At 42.1% G+C, this 22,552-nt stretch carries 24 protein-coding genes; all 24 read right to left on the reverse strand.

Annotated features, from left to right (window positions below):
- Positions 1-182: 182 nt before the first annotated feature.
- The 24 genes from ACYX4O_RS17230 to ACYX4O_RS17345 all read right to left on the reverse strand — a co-directional run bounded on the left by ACYX4O_RS17230 (position 183) and on the right by ACYX4O_RS17345 (position 22,541).
- Positions 183-437, reverse strand: coding sequence for an HPr family phosphocarrier protein (locus ACYX4O_RS17230; RefSeq protein ID WP_476352569.1), 255 nt, complete (start codon positions 435-437; stop codon positions 183-185).
- A 153-nt stretch (positions 438-590) separates the two neighbouring features.
- On the reverse strand, positions 591-1,535 hold the full coding sequence (gene whiA / locus ACYX4O_RS17235) for a DNA-binding protein WhiA (RefSeq protein WP_188652243.1): 945 nt from the start codon (positions 1,533-1,535) through the stop codon (positions 591-593).
- Between the two features lie 43 nt (positions 1,536-1,578).
- Positions 1,579-2,535, reverse strand: a complete 957-nt coding sequence (locus ACYX4O_RS17240; RefSeq protein ID WP_476352572.1) for a gluconeogenesis factor YvcK family protein — start codon at positions 2,533-2,535, stop codon at positions 1,579-1,581.
- 3 nt (positions 2,536-2,538) lie between these two features.
- Positions 2,539-3,423, reverse strand: coding sequence for an RNase adapter RapZ (rapZ, locus tag ACYX4O_RS17245; RefSeq protein WP_476352574.1), 885 nt, complete (start codon positions 3,421-3,423; stop codon positions 2,539-2,541).
- An 18-nt stretch (positions 3,424-3,441) separates the two neighbouring features.
- Positions 3,442-3,906 carry an NUDIX domain-containing protein gene (locus ACYX4O_RS17250; RefSeq protein ID WP_476352576.1) on the reverse strand — a complete coding sequence of 155 codons (465 nt, stop codon included), beginning with the start codon at positions 3,904-3,906 and terminating at the stop codon, positions 3,442-3,444.
- Between the two features lie 322 nt (positions 3,907-4,228).
- Positions 4,229-5,176 (reverse strand): thioredoxin-disulfide reductase, encoded by a 948-nt coding sequence (gene trxB / locus ACYX4O_RS17255; protein WP_476352578.1) that lies wholly within the window; start codon positions 5,174-5,176, stop codon positions 4,229-4,231.
- A 90-nt stretch (positions 5,177-5,266) separates the two neighbouring features.
- Positions 5,267-6,283, reverse strand: coding sequence for a tetratricopeptide repeat protein (locus ACYX4O_RS17260; protein ID WP_476352580.1), 1,017 nt, complete (start codon positions 6,281-6,283; stop codon positions 5,267-5,269).
- Positions 6,284-6,379: 96 nt separating this feature from the next.
- Positions 6,380-7,009, reverse strand: a complete 630-nt coding sequence (gene hisIE / locus ACYX4O_RS17265; protein WP_476352582.1) for a bifunctional phosphoribosyl-AMP cyclohydrolase/phosphoribosyl-ATP diphosphatase HisIE — start codon at positions 7,007-7,009, stop codon at positions 6,380-6,382.
- Positions 7,006-7,764, reverse strand: a complete 759-nt coding sequence (gene hisF / locus ACYX4O_RS17270; RefSeq protein ID WP_476352584.1) for an imidazole glycerol phosphate synthase subunit HisF — start codon at positions 7,762-7,764, stop codon at positions 7,006-7,008. Before hisF ends, hisIE begins: the two co-directional genes overlap by 4 nt.
- Positions 7,764-8,498 (reverse strand): 1-(5-phosphoribosyl)-5-[(5-phosphoribosylamino)methylideneamino]imidazole-4-carboxamide isomerase, encoded by a 735-nt coding sequence (hisA, locus tag ACYX4O_RS17275; RefSeq protein WP_476352586.1) that lies wholly within the window; start codon positions 8,496-8,498, stop codon positions 7,764-7,766. Before hisA ends, hisF begins: the two co-directional genes overlap by 1 nt.
- Entirely contained in the window at positions 8,498-9,136 is a 639-nt protein-coding gene (gene hisH, locus ACYX4O_RS17280) for an imidazole glycerol phosphate synthase subunit HisH (RefSeq protein ID WP_476352588.1), read from the reverse strand. Before hisH ends, hisA begins: the two co-directional genes overlap by 1 nt.
- The gene (hisB, locus tag ACYX4O_RS17285) at positions 9,137-9,730 is read right to left on the reverse strand and encodes an imidazoleglycerol-phosphate dehydratase HisB (RefSeq protein WP_476352590.1); all 594 of its coding nucleotides are present in this window, start codon (positions 9,728-9,730) and stop codon (positions 9,137-9,139) included.
- Positions 9,727-11,004: a histidinol dehydrogenase gene (hisD, locus tag ACYX4O_RS17290; protein ID WP_476352591.1), complete on the reverse strand. Its 1,278-nt coding sequence runs from the start codon at positions 11,002-11,004 to the stop codon at positions 9,727-9,729. The genes hisB and hisD overlap by 4 nt, the downstream gene beginning before the upstream one ends.
- A 13-nt stretch (positions 11,005-11,017) precedes the next feature.
- Entirely contained in the window at positions 11,018-11,638 is a 621-nt protein-coding gene (hisG, locus tag ACYX4O_RS17295; RefSeq protein WP_188652267.1) for an ATP phosphoribosyltransferase, read from the reverse strand.
- Positions 11,631-12,803, reverse strand: coding sequence for an ATP phosphoribosyltransferase regulatory subunit (locus ACYX4O_RS17300; protein ID WP_476352594.1), 1,173 nt, complete (start codon positions 12,801-12,803; stop codon positions 11,631-11,633). The genes hisG and ACYX4O_RS17300 overlap by 8 nt, the downstream gene beginning before the upstream one ends.
- A gap of 348 nt (positions 12,804-13,151) precedes the next feature.
- The gene (locus ACYX4O_RS17305; RefSeq protein ID WP_476352596.1) at positions 13,152-13,757 is read right to left on the reverse strand and encodes a biotin transporter BioY; all 606 of its coding nucleotides are present in this window, start codon (positions 13,755-13,757) and stop codon (positions 13,152-13,154) included.
- A 230-nt stretch (positions 13,758-13,987) separates the two neighbouring features.
- Entirely contained in the window at positions 13,988-14,803 is an 816-nt protein-coding gene (locus ACYX4O_RS17310; protein WP_476352597.1) for a hypothetical protein, read from the reverse strand.
- Positions 14,804-14,865: 62 nt separating this feature from the next.
- Entirely contained in the window at positions 14,866-16,530 is a 1,665-nt protein-coding gene (locus tag ACYX4O_RS17315; protein ID WP_476352599.1) for a glycerol-3-phosphate dehydrogenase/oxidase, read from the reverse strand.
- A gap of 682 nt (positions 16,531-17,212) precedes the next feature.
- Positions 17,213-18,703: a glycerol kinase GlpK gene (gene glpK / locus ACYX4O_RS17320; protein ID WP_476352601.1), complete on the reverse strand. Its 1,491-nt coding sequence runs from the start codon at positions 18,701-18,703 to the stop codon at positions 17,213-17,215.
- Positions 18,704-18,728: 25 nt separating this feature from the next.
- Complete coding sequence (locus tag ACYX4O_RS17325) at positions 18,729-19,559, reverse strand: MIP/aquaporin family protein (RefSeq protein WP_476352603.1); 831 nt, start codon at positions 19,557-19,559, stop codon at positions 18,729-18,731.
- A 190-nt stretch (positions 19,560-19,749) separates the two neighbouring features.
- Positions 19,750-20,298, reverse strand: a complete 549-nt coding sequence (locus ACYX4O_RS17330) for a glycerol-3-phosphate responsive antiterminator (RefSeq protein WP_476352605.1) — start codon at positions 20,296-20,298, stop codon at positions 19,750-19,752.
- Between the two features lie 141 nt (positions 20,299-20,439).
- Positions 20,440-20,967, reverse strand: a complete 528-nt coding sequence (locus ACYX4O_RS17335; RefSeq protein ID WP_476352607.1) for an acyltransferase — start codon at positions 20,965-20,967, stop codon at positions 20,440-20,442.
- 4 nt (positions 20,968-20,971) lie between these two features.
- Positions 20,972-21,613, reverse strand: a complete 642-nt coding sequence (gene ppaX / locus ACYX4O_RS17340; protein ID WP_476352608.1) for a pyrophosphatase PpaX — start codon at positions 21,611-21,613, stop codon at positions 20,972-20,974.
- Positions 21,588-22,541, reverse strand: a complete 954-nt coding sequence (locus ACYX4O_RS17345; protein WP_476352610.1) for a nucleoside recognition domain-containing protein — start codon at positions 22,539-22,541, stop codon at positions 21,588-21,590. Before ACYX4O_RS17345 ends, ppaX begins: the two co-directional genes overlap by 26 nt.
- Positions 22,542-22,552: the final 11 nt, after the last annotated feature.

The following is a 22,552-nucleotide window of genomic DNA, read 5'->3' on the forward strand; positions in this document are numbered from 1 at the left end:
CCTATTATATAAGTAACATCCATTTCCTTCCTCCTCCTAAAGAAGATATTTGACTCAGTCTCAAGTCGGAACTACACTCCCAGAAACCATAGCTACATAAAAAAGCTCAAGAATCGATTCCGTATCGATTCTTGAGCTTTGTTGTTCATCTCTTCACAATCAAAACAAAAAATAAACACATCTTACTGACTAGTCACAAATTCAACAAGTTTATCAATAGCGTTGTCTTGATCTGTTCCTTCTGCCTGAAGTGTAATCGTTTCTCCTGGCCCAACAGCAACACTCATGAGACCCATGATGCTTTTAGCATTCACCCGTTTTCCTTCTTTCTCTAAAAAGATATCGGATGAAAAACGATTGGCTTCTTGAACGAATAAGGCAGCTGGCCTTGCTTGTAATCCGGTTGTTAATTCTACTTTCACAGACCGCTCGATCAATCCAATTCCCCTCTCTGTATCATCTATTCACCTATGATTTTATCAACCGCGAAAGCGCTATCACACATTTGTAAAAAAACGCTTCCGATAAGAAAGCGTCGAAATTTTAAGATTATTATATCATGAACCTTATAAAAAAGGAATGGATATCTATTATTTAACCGCAAGTTCTCCTTTACGAAGCTTATCAGCAAATTCATCAATTTTACGAAGCCGATGATTTACCCCAGATTTACTAATAGTAGGAGACATAAGCTCCCCAAGTTCTTTCAAGGTAACATCTTGATGCTCTACACGAAGGACGGCTAGTTCTTGTAATTTATCCGGCAAAGCTTCTAACCCAACTGTACTTTGAATAAGTTTAATATTCTCAACCTGACGGAAGGCAGCTCCAATTGTTTTATTCAGATTAGCCGTTTCACAATTTACAAGTCGATTTACAGAATTTCGCATATCACGCATAATGCGGACATCTTCAAACTTTAATAAAGCTTGGTGGCCTCCAATGATATTAAGAAATTCAGTAATCTTCTCCGCTTCTTTCAAATAGCAGATATACCCTTTTCTTCGTTCAATGGCTCTTGCGTGTAGATCAAACTGATTCATAAGTTCACATAGGGATTCATTGTGATCTTCATAAAAGGTGAAGATCTCCATGTGATAAGATGAAGTTTCTGGATTGTTTACAGATCCACCTGCTAAGAACGCACCTCGTAAATAGGCACGCATACAGCATGATTTCTGCTGATACTTCTTGGAAATCGTTCGTATTAGAGTAAAAGGTTCTTCTAGGATCTCTAAATCCTGCAGTAAGTCACGAACCTTTTCTTTCATTCGAACAATATAAACGTTGTTCTTCTTTAAACGCATTTTCTTACGAACCAATAGCTCCACTGGTAGTTGGTATAGATTTTTGACTAACGTATAAATTCGACGGGCAATCGCTGCATTTTCCGTTTGAACATCTAGAATATAGTTCCGATTGGAAAACGAGATGGAGCCATTCATACGGATTAATGCTGCTAATTCTGCTTCCATGCAACACGGTTCCACTTCAATTCCGGTCAATTCTTTTTTGGTTTCAGAAGCAAATGACAACCCTCTCACCTCCTCTTCACCTAGTCGTTATTAGAGAACATGCTTAATCAAGCATAGAATATAACAACTTGGCGACTTTTGTTGTATCGTGACGTAGTGACGTTTGATTTGGGTCAATAATGTCGCCTTCAATAACGTTTATGCCCATTTCACGTAATCGATCTTGGTCATTAATAACAGGTGATGCATGCTCAACTGCATACATTTTTCGAACCTCATCATCAATAATTTGATTATGGACAACAATCGAATGAAGGCATCCTTCTCCAATATGATCTTGAATGGCTTGAACGTGATCAGATGCAGTATAGTCTGTTGTTTCTCCATGTTGAGTCATGACGTTACACACATAGACAACTTCACCTTGTGTCTCACGTAAAGCGTCTCCGATTTGAGAAACAATCATATTGGGTAAGGTACTTGTATATAAACTGCCTGGAGCAATGACAACTAGGTCTGCTTCCTTTACAGCTTTCACAGCTTCAGGAAGAGGTTGAACTGGCTCAGGGCTTAGAAAGACTCGTTTGATCTTCTTTCCTGATGCAGGAATTTTGGATTCGCCTGAAACAACAGATCCATCCATCATTTCAGCATGAAGGAACATATTTTGGTTTGCAATAGGAAAAATATTTCCTTTTACATTTAAGACACGCGAAATTTCTTTAATACCATGAAAGAAATCACCAGTGATGGAATTCATAGCGGCTAAAAGTAAATTTCCCATGGAATGTCCGGATAACCCGTTGCCATTTTGAAACCGATGCTGGAAAAGATCCAACAGCATCGGCTCTGCATCAGATAATGCGGCAATAACATTTCGGATGTCACCTGGAGCCGGCATAGACAATTCCTCACGCAAACGGCCAGAACTTCCCCCATCATCAGCAACAGTAACAATAGCTGACAAGTCTATCGGGAAAGACTTTAAGCCTCGTAATAAAACCGGCATCCCTGTCCCTCCTCCAAGTACAACTACTCGAGGTAACGGTTTTTTAGGCATCGTCTATTTTCCCTTTCTTTTATCGACATCGCGATGGGTGACATGAGCAACATAATCGCGGGAAAAGTGATTTGCAATGTGTTCTGCGATAGCTACTGATCGGTGTTGTCCACCAGTACAACCAATCGCAATGACAAGCTGACTTTTTCCTTCCCGTTTATATTGAGGCAACATGTATCCTAACAAGTCGAATAGCTTTTCTAAAAATTGATTGGTTTCCGTCCATTTAAATACGTATTTTGATACTTCATCATCTAACCCTGTCAATGGGCGCATCTGTTCCACATAATGCGGGTTTGGTAAGAAGCGAACATCGAATACAAGGTCCGCATCAATGGGCAAACCATATTTAAAACCAAAAGAAACAACTTGCACGGAGAATACTTGTTGTGTTTTCTCAGCGTATGATTCCAAAATGCGCTCTCGAAGTTCACGAGGCTTCAATGTAGTCGTATCGATAATTTGTTGAGCACGACCGCGAAGTTCATCAAGCATAAGACGCTCTTGCTGAATTCCTTCCATTGGCAGCCCATCTGGGGCTAAAGGATGGGAGCGGCGTGTTTCCTTATAACGTGAAACTAGTGATTGATTTTCCGCATCAAGAAAAAGGATGTGTTCATTTAACCCGTCTTCTCTTGAAAGTCGGTCTAGCGCTTCAAAAAGCGTATCGAAGAATTCTCTACCTCGTAAATCCATAACAAGGGCGACTTTTTGTATATTATTCTTAGGGTCCTTCATTAATTCTAAGAACTTTGGAAGTAGCGCAGGTGGTAAATTATCCACACAGAAGAAGCCCAAATCTTCAAAGCTTTGAACTGCGACTGTTTTTCCGGCACCAGACATTCCTGTGATAATTACGAGTTGGGTTTCTTGTGTTTGATCTACCATGTTTCCATCTCTCCCTTTTTATGGATTCATCGGATCAAGCGTAACGTCTATTAACTTAAAATCAAGTGTATACGTAAAGGTGCCATATAAGATTGAGTTATTGTTTAATATATGTTGAAGGTAATATTGATCCCCTTCTGCCATAGGCTTTTGGAGAACTTCTGCAACAGGAACCCATTCCAGTTCTCCCTCAGGACTTTCAGACTTTAACGTGCCCGAATAATCTTCACTGTAGAAAGTGAACATCATCCATTCATGAGCTACCTCATCTCCGTCCTTCATAATAAAGGTAAATACACTACGAAGTTGCGGATCCTTTAGCGTTAACCCTGTTTCTTCTTTGTATTCTCGTGCTGCCGTTTCTTTAATATGCTCTCCCTGCTCCATTTTCCCACCAGGAACCACATACCAATCCCTGCGTGGCTTCTGAAGCATTAACACTTCATCGTTTTTTCGTAAAACTGTATTTGTAACTCGCTGCACATTACTCACCTCATTAAAAAAATGCGAGAGGCATTCTCCTTAATATTATACTATGGTTGTGTAAGTTATAAAAGCGCTAGAAACGTCTTGCTAAGACAAGAAATTATAATAAAGCAGACAACAACTTACATTTAGACAAAAAAAAGGGCACAGGCGAATTTGCCTGTGCCAAATATATTTATTAAAAGGGGGTCAATTAGTTAATTATATTATACCCCATAATTGTTTCATGCGTGTTACAGCACAATTAAAATGCTATTACGTTTCGTTACGGTTGGTAACAGGCATCTTTACAATTGCAGCTGAACCTTGCATGCAACGCTTATGCTTCGCCAATTTCCTCTAACAAGTTCTCGATGTAGTGTTGAGCTGATTGAGCTGCAATACTACCATCACCTGTAGCGGTTACGATTTGACGAAGTTCCTTTTCACGAATATCTCCGGCTGCGAAGATTCCTGGCACTTTCGTTTCCATTTTTTCATTTGTTTCGATATAGCCGTTTTCGTTAGTAATGCCTATAGATTCAAATGGTTTACTTAGAGGAATCATTCCGATATAGATAAACACACCATCAATTGGTTTGTCGTACTCTTCGCCCGTCTTGTTATTTACAAGAGAAACGCTTCCTACTTTACCATTTTCATCGTTAATTTTCGTTACCTCAGTATCCCAAATAAAATCAATCTTTTCGTTGTCATAGGCACGCTGTTGCAGAATTTGCTGTGCACGCAAGGAATCACGACGGTGAACAATCGTTACTTTGCTTGCAAAGCGAGTTAAATAAACCCCTTCTTCAACAGCGGAGTCGCCACCACCAACAACAACTAGTTCTTTGTTCTTGAAGAATGCACCATCACATACGGCACAGTATGAAACACCGCGGCCGCCAAGTTCAGATTCACCAGGCACACCTAATGCTTTATATTGAGCTCCTGTTCCGATAATAATAGAACGAGCTTTAAATTCTTTGTTTCCTGCTTTAACGGTTTTATATTCTTTACCGTCAACAATCTCTTTAATATCTCCGTATGCATATTCTGCACCGAATTTCTTAGCGTGATCAAACATTTTATTTGAAAGGTCCGGGCCTAGAATATGCTCATACCCAGGGTAGTTCTCAACTTCTTCGGTATTCGCCATTTGTCCGCCTGGAATTCCACGCTCAATCATAAGTGTATTTAAATTAGCACGAGAAGTGTAAACAGCTGCTGTCATACCTGCCGGTCCAGCACCTGCGATGATTACATCGTAAATTGTTTCTTCGCTCACTTCGCTCAACCCCTTTTCATTCTCTTTTGCTGTAATCTCATGGTATAAAATATGTCCAAGTGAGTCTATCTAAATGCTCATGAGGGTATTTTATCCTTGTTGCCACGGTCCGCCTTGTTCTGCTAAATTTGGGTGTCTAGTGCATCCTTCCTCCCATAAGCTTAACGCTTTAGAAGGCTCTCCGGTATGGTAAGCCGCTATGCTGAACCATTTATAATAAGATAAGTGCCCTTTTAGTTTACCTTTTTCCAACCGGCGAAAACGATCATACGCTGCTTCGTACTCCCCGACTTGGGTTAAAGTAGCAGCTACACGAAGTTTTTGTTGTTCTCCTATAGGATACACATTTCGAAGTTTTTGTATGTGCATCTGACTTTGTTGAGCCTTTCCTTGATGGAAATAAAACACAGACAGATTACACATAGAGTGAAGAGACAAGGGTTCCTGCTCACGCCATTCTTCTTCTAGCTCTATTGCTTCTTGCTCTTCACCCGCGAAAAAGAGACATACGGCATAATCATGCTTAGCCGATACAAAATTAGGAAAGAGACGGATCATTTCCTCTAAAATGGGTAGAGCTTCCTTCCACTGTTGTCGCTCCATATAATAAAAAGCCGACTCTTGGTGCATCATTAATTCATCTTCTTCTTCAAACGCCCAATCGTCGTCCTCATCCTCTTCTTCTTCTATATCTAGCACAGAGACTAATTGCTCTGCTTCTTCTTTAAAATCACCTTCAGGAGCTTTGTTTAAGTACTCTTTAGCGTACTTCTTAGCATCCTGAAATAACCCTAAGTGAGCATAGTTATTTGAAATAAGATAATAACAATCGACATATTCATGGCCAAAATCTGCTAATACATTCATTAAAATCTGGTTTGCTGTATGATAATCACCCGTCTCTGTATGCACGACAGAAAGCTGGCATTGATAAACCGGTTGCTTTGGTGATAATTCAACCGCTCTTCGTAACCATTTTGATGCTTTTTCAAATTCACGCTTTCTGAAAGCACGAACACCTTTATTGAAGTAAAACTCTCCTTCAGGGGTGAACGGAATGATATTATCAACAACAGCCCCACCAGTATTGTTGTTTGAAGTATGCATGTAGGTCCTCCTATCTTCGAACCGTAACATTCCTTTAGCAGTATACCATATTTGTAAAGGGGATTATAGGAGCGATTCCGTTTTTATCCATACGACTCACTTTTTGCGGTTTCTTCCTTCTAAGGCGCCAAGCACATCGTCGAATGGAACGCCTCTTTCAGTAAGCAACATAAGCGTATGGAATAACAAGTCTGCCGTTTCCCAAGTTAATTCCTCTGCGTCATCATTCTTAGCAGCAATAATGACTTCTCCTGCTTCTTCACCTACTTTCTTAAGGATTCGGTCCACACCTTCTTGGAATAACTGAGATGTATAGGACCCTTCTGGTAAGGTGGCTAGACGTTCTGCCAACGTACTTTGTAAATCGTCGAGAATTTGATAACGATTGCTTTTGGATTCTTTATCTTTCCCATACACCGTTTCTGAGAAACAAGAATAGTCCCCTTTATGACAAGCAGGCCCTTTAGGAATCACTTGTAGCAATACAGCATCTTGGTCGCAGTCATACTTCATTGATTCGATGGATTGAGTGTTCCCAGACGTAGCTCCTTTGTGCCATAACTCTTGACGAGAACGGCTGTATAGGTGTGTCTCTCCTGATTCCACTGATTTGTTAACGGCTTCTTCATTCATATAAGCAAGTGTCAGAACTTCTTTACTACGTGCATCTTGTATAATTGCTGGAACAAGTCCTTTTTCATCAAATTGTATGGTTTCTACATTCATCTCACATGCACCCCGTTTTCTTTTAATTCACCTTTCACACTCTGTACGGATGTTTCTTTATAGTGGAAGATCGAAGCTGCGAGTGCAGCATCAGCGTCCGCTTCCTTGAAAACATCTACGAAATGTTGCCCATTGCCTGCTCCCCCTGAAGCAATAACAGGAACATCAACAACTTGTTGAACCGCCTTAAGAAGATCAAGATCAAAACCTGTTTTCTCACCATCTTGGTCCATGCTTGTTAACAGGATTTCCCCTGCCCCTTTTTCTACAACATACTTAGCCCAGTCACGCACTTCCCATTCAGTAGCGTTACGTCCACCGTGTGTATATACACGCCAAGAGCCAAGCGAATCATCGAAACGTGCATCTATTGCTACAACAATACACTGCGCCCCGAAATAGGCCGATCCCTCCGTAATCAATTCCGGGTTACGAACAGCCGCTGAGTTTAACGATACTTTATCAGCTCCTGCCCGCAAAATAGCGCGCATGTCCTCTAAAGAACCAATGCCTCCCCCAACTGTAAATGGAATCGCAAGCGTTCCTGCAACTTCACGAACGACTTCGATCATCGTTTTTCGCCCTTCGTGAGAAGCTGAGATATCTAAAAATACAAGCTCATCTGCCCCTTGTTTATCATAAACCGTAGCCAGCTCGACTGGATCACCTGCATCACGGATCTGAACAAATTGAACCCCTTTTACAACACGGCCATCCTTCACATCTAAACAGGGAATAATACGTTTTGTAAGCATTATTGGTTCACCTCAGTTAATGCTTTTCTTAAGGGAAGTTCTTTCGTATAAATGGCTTTTCCAACAATAGCTCCACCAACATTTTGATCACTATATTTTTTCAAGCTTACAAGGTCTTCAATATTACGAACACCACCAGAGGCAATTACCTCTTTCCCCGTTTGTTTGGCTAACTCGACAATTTGATCTGTACTTGGCCCGCTCATCATACCGTCTTTTGAGATATCGGTATAAATAAACGTCTCAACACCCGCTTCAGCAAAGTATTGTCCTACCTCAATCGCTGTACGATCAGATTTCGTTAACCAGCCATCCGTTGCCACGTATCCATCACGCGCATCTAATCCTATTGCAATCTTGCTTCCGTATTCTTCTACTAATTCTTTCGTTAATTCCGGGTTCGAAATAGCCAGGCTTCCAATAATAACGCGGTCTACACCACGGTCTAAATAGTATGCGGCATCTTCTTTGTTTCGGATGCCGCCTCCCATTTGTACGTTTACAGACAACTCGTCAACAACACGAAGGATGTGCTCTGCATTTATACGCTTTCCTTCTTTCGCACCGTCCAAGTCCACCATGTGGATCCATTCAGCCCCTTGGTCTAGAAAGCCCTTTGCTACATCAAACGGTGAATCCCCGTAAATCGTTTCTTTATCGAAATCTCCTTGTTCAAGACGTACACATTTCCCGTTTTTCATATCGATTGCTGGATAGATTGTAAATTGACTCATCATTCGACTCCTCCCTTACTGACCAGGTCACAAAAGTTTCGTAAAATTGTCATGCCCGTGTCCCCACTCTTCTCCGGGTGAAATTGCGCCCCAAATACGTTCGCTCTACCGACTACTGCAGGTACTTCTGTTTCATACTGAGCACTTGCGATGATGTCCTCACGCTGTTTAGCTTGAACGTAGTAAGAATGAACGAAATAAACATAACCATCTTCCACATTCTGAAGAAGGGGTGAACTAGGTTGCTGTGGATCAAGGTGATTCCAACCCATATGAGGAACCTTAAAACGATTCCCTTCTGAATCACTTCCTTTAAAACGGACCACACTCCCTGGCAACAAGCCTAACCCTTCTGTCATGCCTCCTTCGTCACTTTCATCAAACAAGAGCTGCATCCCTAAACAAATACCAAGAAGCGGCATCCCTTCAGCTGCTTTAGACAAGACAAAATCCTTCATGCCTGTTTCAGCTAATGATTTCATGGCGTCAGGAAAAGCTCCTACTCCAGGAAGAATTAGCCCTTCGCATTGAGCAAGTTGTTCCGGATCGCTTGTTAGGACATATGGAACATCTAAACGTTCTAGCGCTTTTGAAACGCTGAATAAATTCCCCATCCCGTAATCGATAATACCGATCATTTACAAACTCCCCTTTGTCGACATAATGCCTTGAATACGAGGATCAATTTGCGTAGCTTCATCAAGTGCACGGGCTGTTGCTTTAAAGATTGCCTCAATAATATGATGCGTGTTCGTCCCGTGATGCACAACGATATGTAAATTCATGCGAGCTTCAAGCGCAAGCTTCCAGAAAAACTCATGAACATTCTCTGTATCAAAGGTGCCCACTCTAGAAGCTGGCAAATCCGCTCTCCATTCGAGATGTGGACGGTCACTCAGGTCTACAGCAACCGTTACAAGCGTTTCATCCATAGGAAGTGAAAAAGATCCATAACGCTTGATGCCCGCTTTATCCAATAATGCTTCTCGAAGCGCCCGACCTAGACAAATACCGATATCTTCCGTCAGATGGTGATCATCTACCTCCACATCACCTTTTCCTTCAACGGTTAGGTCGAAGAAACCGTGCTTTTTAAATAATTCAAGCATATGAGTGAGGAAAGGAACTTGTGTATGGATCGTCCCTTTCCCTGTACCATCGATAGCTAAATCTAGTGCTATGTTTGTTTCTCCTGTTTCTCGTTCGATTCGACTTACTCGTTCTTCTGTCATTTCTCACCTGACTCCTTTCTCGTCTCTACTGCACGAGCGTGGGCTTCTAACCCTTCTAATCTTGCAAATCGAGCAATTTTATCTGCATGTTTATCATAAGAAGCCTTACTGTAATAAATGACGCTTGATTTCTTCACGAAGTCATCTACATTAAGTGGGCTAGAGAAGCGTGCTGTTCCACTTGTAGGCAGTACGTGATTCGGACCGGCAAAATAGTCCCCGATAGGCTCTGAGCTATATCTCCCTAAAAAGATGGCACCTGCATGCTTAATTTTCCCTAATAGCATAAATGGCTCTTTCGTCTGCACTTCTAAGTGTTCCGGAGCTAACTCATTAACTACATCTACTGCCTGAGACAAGTTATCACAAACGACAATTCCGCCATAGTCGTTCACACTTGCTTCAGCTATTTGTTTACGCGGAAGGTCCTCAAGTTGTTGACGGACTTCTTTGGCCACCTCTTCGGCGAGTTCCTGTGAAGATGTCACTAATACGCTCGAAGATCTGGCATCGTGTTCAGCTTGTGAAAGTAAATCTGCTGCAATATCACTCGCAAATGCTGTCTCATCAGCTAGAACGACAATTTCGCTTGGGCCCGCAATCATATCAATATCGACATCGCCAAAAACTTCTCGTTTCGCTAGAGCTACGTAGACATTCCCTGGACCAACAATTTTATCAACGGGCTGGATGGATTCTGTTCCATACGCAAGCGCCGCAACTGCCTGCGCGCCTCCAGCTTTATAAATCTCCTTGACCCCTGCTATTTCTGCAGCCACAAGTACACCCGCTGGTAATGTTCCTTCTTCAGATGGAGGAGATACCATGACGATCCGTTCCACACCCGCTACAATGGCTGGCATCACATTCATAAAAACAGACGATGGATAAGCTGCTGTCCCTCCTGGAACATAAACACCAACTGCATCAAGAGGTGTGATTTTTTGGCCTAACACGGTTCCGTCTTGATCAGTATCGAACCACGAATTCCGAACTTGCTTTTCGTGGAACGAACGAATATTTGCGCACGCTTCTTCTAAAACAGCTACATCATTTGGGTCAAGTTGACGTCTTGCATGGGCAAATTCTTCTTTCGTGACAGCTAAGCTTTCCAAATCAGCTCCGTCAAGCTGCAACGTGTAAGAGAGAACAGCTTTGTCCTGTTTTTCTTTAACATCTTCAATAATGGTTTGAACAGTAGATCTTTGCTCTTCTGTACCGCCATCTACCGTTCTTTTAAATGCATCAATTTCTGTAGGTGTGATGATCTTCATGGGTCCACCCTCCTTAGACGTACTCACTTAATGCTTCAATAAGTGGATCAAGTTGTTCATTTTTTATCCGGTAACTAACTGGATTTACAATAAAGCGAGAGGTAATATCAGCAATCTTCTCATATTCTACAAGACCATTTTCTCGTAGCGTCTGTCCTGAAGATACAATATCCACAATACGATCCGTTAATCCAATGAGAGGTGCTAGCTCAATCGATCCGTTTAGTGGGATAATCTCAATTTGCTCACCTTGCTCACGGAAGTATTCGGAGGCCACACGCGGATATTTCGTTGCAATCTTTGGCGCAATTTTGCTAAGAGGATTGTCTGGTAAACCAGCCACCGCCAAGTAGCATCCACTTATCTGTAAATCTAGCACTTCATAGACGTCCCGATCTTGTTCTAACAACACATCTTTCCCTGCAATGCCACAGTCAGCAGCCCCATATTCTACATAAGTGACTACATCCATAGGCTTTGCCATCATAAGACGCACTTTATATTCAGGGAAATCTAAAATTAGCTTTCTCGAATCCTCTACATCTGTAAAATCATAGCCAACTTTCTGAAGAAGTTCAGCCGCCTCTTCAAAAATTCTGCCCTTCGGCATTGCAATGGTTAACCAATTATTCAACAGAAGCGCCCCCTTCCGTCACGTCAATCACTTGTTTGTAACTGTTCTGTCCTTCTTCGTAATACGCTTTATTCTGCAAAATGACTTGCTCGCCTTCAGCACGAAGTTCTTGTGCCACCTGTAAACCTTGATCAAAGGTATGCGGCTCGTACATGACAAGAATGGGTCCCACTTGGCCCTCACGTTGTTCCATGGCTTCAACTAAACGGTCAACTCGAATCGCAAATCCTGTCGCAGAAGCTGTAGATTGGAAAGATGGAAGCAACTGATCATAACGGCCTCCATTACAAAGAAGCGAGCCTAAGTGCGGAGCATATCCTTCAAATAAAATCCCTGTATAATAACTCATATGACTAATGAGGTTTAGATCAAATGATACGTACTCACTCACCCCGTATGATTCCAGGAGGTTTTGTAGCTGTTTCAGCTCTTTGGTCGCACGGTGACAAGCGCCATTTGTCGTAATTTCTTCAGCAGTTGCTAATACATCTTTTTGTCCTCTAAGAGAAAGCAATTGCTTCAGCCTAGCCTTATTCTCACCTGAGAGAGCAACTTGTTCTAACGCTTTTCTGAAACCAACGTAATTCTTTCTATATAAATAACGCAAAAACTCTTCTTGCGTTTCTTCTTCATCTCCAAAGACTTCTTTTAAAAGGCCTTTTACATATCCAATATGACCTATTGTTAACTGGAACTCTTCTAGTCCGGCAGCTTTCAGTGTTTCAATCTGCAAGGCAATAACCTCTGCATCAGCGTAAATCGAGTTCTCACCGATATACTCCACACCAACTTGTTCAAATTGAGCAGGCTTCCCGCCTTCGATTTGTTGAGCACGAAATACAGGACCGTCATAGCTTAAACGAAGCGGATACCCTTGTTCCTTTAACTGCGACGCGGCTACACGAGCAATTGGTGATGTAAGATCCGGACGAAGAACGAGCGTATGGCCTTGCTGATCCAATAGTTTAAACAGCTGTGTTTCTCCGATCGCACTAGCCTCTCCAACTGTTTCTAAGTATTCCATCATTGGGGTGTCCAGAAATTGATATCCCCAAGATTCAATTCTATGTGAAACTGCTTCACGAGCTTTTCGTTTTTGTTGATAGAAAAAAGGAAGCGTATCGCGCATCCCTAGTGGTTTTTCGAACATAAGACGATTTGCCAAAACAATGTACCCCTCTCTATTTCCGTTGATTTGAGTAAAATAATCAAAATCCTTTAGCGTGCTAATACGATAACATGATAAAGAAAGAACGTCAACGCATTAAACTTCCCTACCTCTTTCTATCTTTCCCCAAGTACACTCTGAACAAAGCTCTAATTCCTAAGAGAACATATTTTGAAGGAATTTATCCAAATCATCCATGGGATGAGCCAGTTATACAGGTTAGTGAAGAAATAGAGTCTAGAAAGTGCGATTAAAAACGCTAAAAGGCGAAATCGTTAACGATTTCGCCTTCTACAAATAGTTGTATGGAACATTATTGTGTTGTGGTTCATAAACGACACAAGTTTACGCTACCGACCTGCGTCTTTCTCGCCTAAATTGACTGTTCGCTAATACACTCTTTTCAAGGCGGATCCCTAAGAAACCAGCTACAATGCTTAATGCTATATCCTTAGGCAGCGGAAGCATCATCCAGCCCCATGCCATTGTGTAAGTAAACCCAACTGGTGCATCAAACCATAAAACGTATGCTGCATACATCCAATTCGTACCAAAGATATAGTTGGCGGCCATCCCTGTAAGAGCAGCAGCAATATACATTGGTAACGTACGCTTCCTCTCTACCATTTTTCCTGCAATATAAGCACAAGCGATATAAGATATAATAAATCCAAACGTAGGACCCATCATCATTCCTGCCCCACCTTTAAATTGTGCAAATATAGGCGTACCAGCTAACCCAAGCAACATGTAGACAAGCATTGAAAAAGCCCCGAGTCGACTCCCAAGAACAAGCCCCGCCAGGATTGCGAAAAATGTCTGAAGCGTAATCGGTACCCCGCCGATTACCATAAATGGAGCAATACTTGTAATATTAGCCCCCACAGCCATCATCGCCACAAATAAACTCCCCATTGTAATGTCTAAAGCTGTCCATTTCTTCTTCACCATCTTTATTACCTCCCTTTTCGTTAACTACGTTTCATTAATGGTTAACATTTAAAGATAGAGTATCATAGATTGGGAGAAAATTCATTATAATCTTTATGTTCTTTTTTTGAATCACTTTGTTTATTGGAAAGCGAGTCCATTCTCAAGCCCTCATTGATATAACGCCCCCCATCTACACAAAAAAGCCTATGAGCACTGTCGTTAAGACAGCGCTCATAGGCTTTGTGTTTTTACATGCTTCGTCGGTGATTAATTATATACAAGAACAGCTGCAGCGATTCAGGCATCGCCTCTTGGTCATAGCGTTGCAAGAGAAAACCTGGCTTTGATCCAAAGCGATCGGCGGCTTCGATTGGTATTGCATCTTTTTTCATTTCCACTACACTTAACTGCTCAGGATCTAACACCGTAATCGTGTCCATAAACTTGTCAGTAGTCGCCTGCCAAAGGAGGCGGTCTTGTTCATACATATAGAACGTTAACCCGCCACCTTTTTTCCAAACAGCTTCCATATAATACGCCAAGGCGCCTTTAGGTGTCCTGACATAATATCGAGCTTTAAGGCCGCCTTTTTTCTCAACCTTATACTTCATTTGATCCTTTGCATTATAATAAGCAAACCATCTGGGAGCAAAGGGATGAGCACTAAGGATTGCAGCGAGACCGGTAACGATCTTCCAATACCAAGGACCTTCCTCTTGTAAATGAGAATAGAGATCCCCGTGCAAATCATACAGACGTCCTGTATGTTCATAGGTTACTTCTGTACTCAGATACATCCTCGTAGGCCACCCTTCGCCAGAGGACTGGCTTAACGTGTCCGGTTGCTGTTCAGCTAGCTTTGAGAAACGAAAATCCCTTGCAGCACTCCCCATCATCGCAATGCCTATAAAGAAAAATGGCAGTGCAATCACAAAGAAATTCAACATGTTAAAAGAAAAGAGGAAAGGGGATAAGAACACAATGAGTGTAATCCCCAAAAAGATACTCCCTAATTTAACTTGGCGCATTGCGTCATTCCGCAGTAGTTCCTGCATATTTTGCATACTCTCACCCATTTCAACTATTCTACTTATACTTACGAATAGAAGAGGGGTGAGGTTTCACTTTATTGAGCAGGAATTGGTGTTACGGCTTCTTCTAGTAGCTCAATAAGTTCATAAATGTAAATGTCGATCTGCTCATCGGTCCAGTTGAATGTTCTAGCCATATAAGCAATAACAGACTCTTTATGCTTATGAACCCAATGGATATCGAAGAATAGTGCACCCGTACGACGAATAAAGAAGTCGACTGGTTTAGCCGTTAACTCATACTCCATTCCATACTTCAGCATCGCGAATACAAGCGGGTCTAAGCCTTCGCGTTCTGCTTCATCTTTATTATTTTGATAGAATTCAAAAACTTTACCAACGTTAGCACCATAAAGTTGTACAAGTCCTCGTGCTTGTTCTTCGGTTAAGCCGTAAGCTACACCTTCACCTGTTTTACGTTCTTTGAATTTTTGGAAGCCTTTCGCTCCCCCTACTTCACCACCAGAGACAGGCAGTTCTTTTGTTTGGCTTTTTGGATAGTTTTTGCCATTTTCATCTTTTAAGTGATCCGTTACAAGGTTAATGACATTCTCAGCCATCTTACGGTAACCAGTCAGCTTACCACCAGCGATAGAAATCAATCCAGAATCCGATTCAAAGATCTCATCCTTACGAGAGATTTCAGATGGGTCTTTTCCTTCTTCATGAATTAATGGACGAAGACCTGCCCAGCTTGATTCCACATCATTTGCTGTAATAGATAGAGTTGGGAACATATAATCAATCGCACTTAGGATATAATCACGATCATCCACTGTCATTTTAGGGTGAGAAATTTCACCTTCATATACAGTGTCTGTCGTTCCCACATACGTTTTACCATCGCGCGGAATAGCAAAGACCATACGATCATCAGGTGTATCGAAGTAGATCGCTTGTTGAAGAGGGAATGTTTGTTGATCAAATACAAGGTGCACCCCTTTAGTTAGCTGTAGGGTTTTTCCTTTCTTAGACCCATCTTTCTCACGAAGCGTATCGACCCATGGTCCACCAGCATTAATAATTTTCTTCGCATATAGGTGACGACGTTCACCACTTAACTGGTCTTCCACTTCAACACCTGTTACTTTCCCTTCTTCGTAAAGGAAATCTACTACTTTTGTATAGTTAAGAGCATGGGCTCCTTTTTGAACAGCTTTCTTCATCACTTCAAGTGTAAGACGAGCGTCATCTGTGCGGTACTCAACATAGTACCCACCGCCTTTTAGACCATTACGTTTCACAAGTGGTTCACGCTTTAACGTTTCCTTAGCTGAAAGCATCTTACGTCGCTCACTCTTCTTAACGCCAGCTAAATAATCATAAACACGCAGACCTAAATTTGTAGAAAGAGGGCCGAAGTTTCCGCCTTTATGGAACGGCAATAGCATCCATTCAGGTGTCGTCACGTGAGGTCCGTTTTGATAAACGATGTCACGCTCCTTACCTACCTCTGCTACCATCGCAACTTGGAATTGTTTTAAGTAACGTAGACCACCATGAACGAGTTTCGTTGAACGACTCGATGTACCAGCAGCAAAATCTTGCATTTCTAGAACACCTGTTGTTAACCCTCGCGTAGCCGAATCAAGTGCAATCCCCGCACCTGTAATTCCACCACCAATAACTAACACATCAAGGGTCTCTTTCTCCATCTCGTTATAGATTTCATTACGTTGTAAACTAGAAAATGTCTTCATTTCAAATTCGCTCCTTTTTCCAATACTCCGATTCAGTTGCCTACAATTATGGTATACCCAAGAATCGCCCCACATACGCTAGAGATTTTTAAGCAATGTGCCACTCTCAAAAGCGGAAGGGCCCTGCTTATCCCCGACTTGCTTAAGCATGACCGTACCATGAAGCGGTTTTTCTTCATGGAACGGTCATGCTTAAGACCTCGAGGGGATGGGCCCTGCAGCTGGATGCCCACTAAAGCGGAGGCCCCTTGCTCACCTCCGACTTGCTTAAGACCAAATGCGGAGTGAAGCGTTTTTCTTCACGCAGCAGTTGGACTTAAGACCTCGAGGAGGTAGGGGCCGTAGCTGGACGCCATCAAAAGCGGAAGGGCCCGGTTACCCCCGACTTGCTTAAGCACGAATGTGCAATGAAGCGTTTTTCTTCATGGAACGTTCGTGCTTAAGACCTCGAGGGGGTGGGCCCTGCAGCTGGACGTCATCAAAAGCGGAGGCCCCTTGCTCACCTCCGACTTGCTTAAGAACTCAAGGGGATGAGTAGGCATAAAAAAAGAGACCACAAACCCCTTTACAGTTTTCCCGTAAAGGATTTGTGGTCTCTCCGTTTCTCCAACCGAATCGTGTTAACTTGTGCTTTCATTATAACAGAATTTTAAGGTTTGCACATCATTCTGCTTAAATTGAGTTACTTAAATGCTTGTGCGGCTTTAACAGCCTTCTGCCAACCTTCATACAATTCTTCACGTTTTTCTTCAGAAATTTCCGGTTCGAAGGTTTTATCTTTTTGCCAACGCTCTTCAATTTTATCTTTGCTATCCCAATAACCAACCGCAAGACCTGCAAGATAAGCTGCACCTAGAGCTGTTGTTTCATTTACTGTTGGACGCTCAACTTGGGTATCAATCATGTCACTTTGGAATTGCATGAGGAAGTTATTTTTAACGGCTCCTCCGTCTACACGCATTGTCTTTAAGTCTAGTCCAGAATCGCTAATCATAGCGTTCAGAACATCTTTCGTTTGATAGGCAAGCGATTCAAGTGTAGCACGTACGAAGTGCTCTTTCTTTGTACCACGAGTCAGACCAAATACAGCTCCTCTAACATCGCTATCCCAGTACGGCGTTCCAAGTCCCACAAAGGCCGGTACAACGTAAACACCATCTGTAGAATCTACACCGCCCGCTAATTGCTCACTTTGAGGAGCATCTTTAATCATTTCAAGACCATCACGTAGCCACTGAATGGCAGAACCAGATACGAAAATACTTCCTTCAAGTGCGTATTCTACTTTCCCATCAAGTCCCCAAGCAATAGTGGTTAAGAGTCCATGATCGGATTTCACAGGTTCTTCTCCCGTATTCATTAGCATAAATCCGCCTGTACCATACGTGTTTTTCGCCATTCCTTTTTCGAAACAAGCTTGACCAAATAGGGCTGATTGCTGATCCCCTGCTACACCTGCAATTGGAACTTCACTACCAAAGAAGTGGTAATCAACTGTGTCTGCATAAACTTCTGAAGAAGGACGTACTTCTGGCAACATGGATTTTGGAACACCTAAGATCTCAAGAAGCTCATCATCCCATTTCAGATCATAAATATTGTACATAAGAGTACGGGACGCGTTGGAGTAATCAGTAACGTGGGCTTTTCCACCAGATAGTTTGTAAATTAACCACGTATCAATGGTACCGAACATCAGCTCGTCGTTGTCAGCTTTCTCACGAGCACCATCTACGTTATCAAGAATCCACTTCACTTTTGTTCCTGCGAAGTAAGGGTCTAGCAGTAAACCAGTTTTGTCACGGAATGTATCGTTATACCCTTGTTCGCGAAGTTCATTACAAATTGGCGCTGTTTGACGAGATTGCCATACAACAGCTTTGTAGATCGGACGACCGGAATTCTTATCCCATACAACTGTCGTTTCACGCTGGTTGGTAATACCAATCCCTGCAATTTGTTCAGGCTCTACCTCTGACTTTCTAAGTACATCTGCAATACACCCTAATACAGACGTCCAAATTTCATTCGCATCATGTTCGACCCAACCTGGTTTTTCGAAGAATTGTTGAAATTCTTTCTGAGCCGTTTCAATGATAACCCCTTCTTTATTAAATAAAATTGCTCTAGAACTAGTTGTCCCCTGATCAATAGATAAAATATATTTTTCCATTTCTCTCATCTCCCTTTATCTTAAATTATGCGTTTGCACGGGATGACTGAACATCCTCCTTGTTTGCTTGCTTCAGTTCTTTACGTGCGGCTGTTAAAAAGATAGCTAAAATAAATACAGTAAATACCCAAAAGGCTACCATGAGATCGTTCACAAAAATAGCTTTATAGAAAAGACCACCATAGATCCCCCCGACTATAGGTCCAAATAACGGAACCCAGGCGTATCTCCAATCTGATGTTCCCTTACCTGGAATGGGTAAAACATAGTGAGCTATACGCGGCCCAATATCACGGGCAGGGTTAATCGCATACCCTGTAGTACCCCCTAGTGACATGCCAATCGCTGTTATGAGAAGTCCTACGATTGCTGGATTTAATCCTTGTGTGAAGTCATTAGCTCCAATGAATAATAGACCCATTACTAACATAAACGTCCCTATGATTTCGCTTACAAAGTTGGATAAAGGACTTCGAATCGCTGGATCAGTTGAGAACACTGCCAGCTTCGCTCCTTGGTCTTCTGTTTCTTTCCAGTGAGGTAAATAGTGAAAGAATACAACTATTGCCCCGATAAAGGCACCTACAAACTGTGCACTTAAGTATTTCGGAACTTTGCTCCACGGGAACTCTCCTACCATCGCAAAGCCTAGTGTTACCGCTGGGTTAATGTGTGCTCCACTGACTTTCCCAACAGCGTAGACGGCAAGCATTACAGCAAGGCCCCATCCAAAAGATATTAATACCCAACTGGTACCTTCAGCTTTTGATCCTTTAAGTACAACGCCACCTACGACGCCGCCCCCAAAGATGATCAGGATCATCGTGCCGATCATTTCGCCTATAAATTCTGTCATAATATACCTTCTTTCTTTAGATGCTGGCTTAGATAGCTATACCACCTTTGGTCACATAAAAAACCACACGCTTCTTGTTTAGGACGATCTTACATCGAAAGTCCTACAAGTGCGTGTGGTTCTCCTACTCTCCGCCACTAATGTTAACTTGTGACGTCTACTATACTATTTATTGAAAACGCTGTCAACTCTATTCTATTTCCCATAACTCTTTCCTCGATGTTGAAACGGCATGAGCTCCTGCTGCTAATGCCAATTGAACATCTTCTTTAGTTCGAATTAAACCACCTGCAATAATGGGGATCCCTAACTCTTCTTTAATCTCAGAAATAAATGATGGGATTAATCCTGGTAAGACTTCAACGTAATCTGGTTGAGTCTTTTTCATAATCGCAACATTCCGATCAAGGGCTTGACTGTCGATAAGAAATAAACGTTGGACCGCTAATATATTGTGTTTTTTAGCTGCTGTTATTACATTAGACCTTGTTGAAATAACTCCGTGAGGTTTTACTTCATGAAATAAAAACTCCAAACCATAATCATCATTTTTTAGCCCTTGAATTAAATCAGTATGAACAAGGATTTTCTTTCCGTGCTTCCTGGCTTTCCTAACTAACTTAGGTAGCAACGACAACCTTGTTTCTAATAAAATGATCACTTCCTCATCACTCTCAAGCAACTGCTCAAAATGCTTAATACTCTTAACCGCCGACAAAACCCCCTTCGGCAACTCCATACCCATTCCTCCTTTAATACACTAAAGGGTGCCTGGCACCCTTTAGTGTTATACAGCATTACCATACTGAATGGTGTCTGGCACCCGTTCATCCTTTATAGTGGCAAAGCGCAGGTGCATTTAAAAAGGACTAGTGGTGGGCTAGTCCTTTAAAAAAGTATCTTCTGTCTGGCGTCGTGACATTTCTTCTTGGTCGTAGATGACTCGCATAGGGTTTCCACCTACAAAGCAGCCTGGTGGAACGTCTTTATGTACGAGCGTTCCAGCTGAAACAATTGCGTCGTCACCAATCGTTATGCCAGGCAATACGGTCGAATTTGCCCCAATCATAACGTTACTGCCAATCTTAACATCTCCTAAGCGATACTCTTTGATCAAGTACTCATGCGCTAAAATGGTCGTGTTATAACCAATCACCGTATTTCGCCCAACAGAGATTTTTTCTGGAAACATCACATCGAGCATCACCATAAGAGCAAAAGCCGCCTGGTCACCGATATCCATACGAAGGAATGTACGATATAACCAATTTTTCACCGGCAAAAATGGCGTATAACGCGCCAGTTGAATGACGACAAAATTCTTGACGACCTTCCAAAACGGGACTGTCTTATAGACGTGCCAGAGTGAATTGGCCTCTTTCACCCGGTGACGCTCAGTGTTTCTCATAGGATCACTCCATCACGATTTTTAAAATATCACTTATATGTTCAAGCATATAGTCTGGTTCTAAGTCATCCAATACTTTACGCCCTTTTACTGTCCAAGCTACGCCTGCTGTTTTGGTACCGGCATTCTGTCCTGATTCAATATCATGTGTGTTATCCCCTACCATGATAGTCTCCTCAGGTTTCGCATCAAGCTCTTTCATTGCACGAACGACCGGTTCTGGATGAGGTTTAGCATGCGTTACATCATCTAAAGTTACAATCGTTTCAAATTTATCAGCAATATGGGTAAGCTCAATTCCCATGTCTACTGTTTGACGCATCTTTGTTGTAACAATACCTAGCTTAAACCCTGCTTGCTTAAGTTTTTCTAACGTTTCAACAACACCGTCGTAAGCTTCCACGAGACGATCATGGTTCTCATGATTATGAGTACGATACGTGTTCATCATTTCTTCTACATCTGCTTCTGGATTGATTTTTCGTAAGCTTTCTTCAAGGGGAGGTCCAATAAACTTTAGAACGTCCTCTCTCGTGTATTCCTCTTTAGAATAGGTTTTTGTAGTATGAAGAAACGATGCAATAATTAAATCATTTGTATTAATTAAAGTTCCATCTAAATCAAATAGAAGAGTGCGTATGGTCATATGTGGCTTCCTTTCCTTTTGATGTAGTTCGGTTCCAAACGAAACCGACAATAGCTGTTAATACGATAGCCGTTATTAATCGAATTAATAACAACGGCCAAACAGGAATCCCAAGCGGTATGAAAATCAGTGTGTCCTCCACAACCGCGTGACAAGAAACCAGAAAAATCAGCGACAGGTACATGTCTTTTTTCGACACTCCATCTTCTTTGACAGCTTGAATCATGAGACCAGCTCCATAAGCTAGACCAATAACAAGTCCGGCCACAAGAGTCATTGATGCGTTGCGCTCTACCCCTAACACACGTGTGAAAGGTGCGAGCCATTTAGAGAATAGGTTTAACCAATTCTTTTCCTTTAGCCACTGCATTCCAACCATAAGAGGAATAACAATGGCAGCAAGTTGGACAACGCTCATGAAGGCCGTTTTAACACCAAGTAACGCAATCGCCAAATACCCCTCTGGATCAGGTTGTTGTGTAATAAGTCCATACTGGGCCAATTCAGAACCGCCTTGCCAGAAGGCATTTATTAGTATGGCTGAAAGGAATGCAAGTGATAAGCGAATCCCTGCAACAAACCACCATTTCACCCCTACTTTTGAAGCCACTGTTGATTCGATTAGCAAGTTATGAGAGAACGACATCATAACTGCCATAATAAATACCTCTTTTACGGTGAAATCAAAAGATACAATAGCACCGATACCAGCATAGAGGTTTAAAAAGTTCCCTAAGACAAGCGGAATCGCCGCCTCACCTGGCAGCCCGATCCACTTCATGAGTGGTGTAATCCATTCCATAATCCACTTTAATACAGGAGTAAACCGGAGAACCGTTACAAGTAACGTGATTGGAAATATGACTTTTCCAAGCGACCACGTCACATCCACGCCTTGTTTCAACCCTCTTTGCACTATACCAGGCAAGGGACCCCCTC

The sequence above is a fragment of the Pontibacillus sp. ABV4_188 genome (assembly GCF_056311905.1).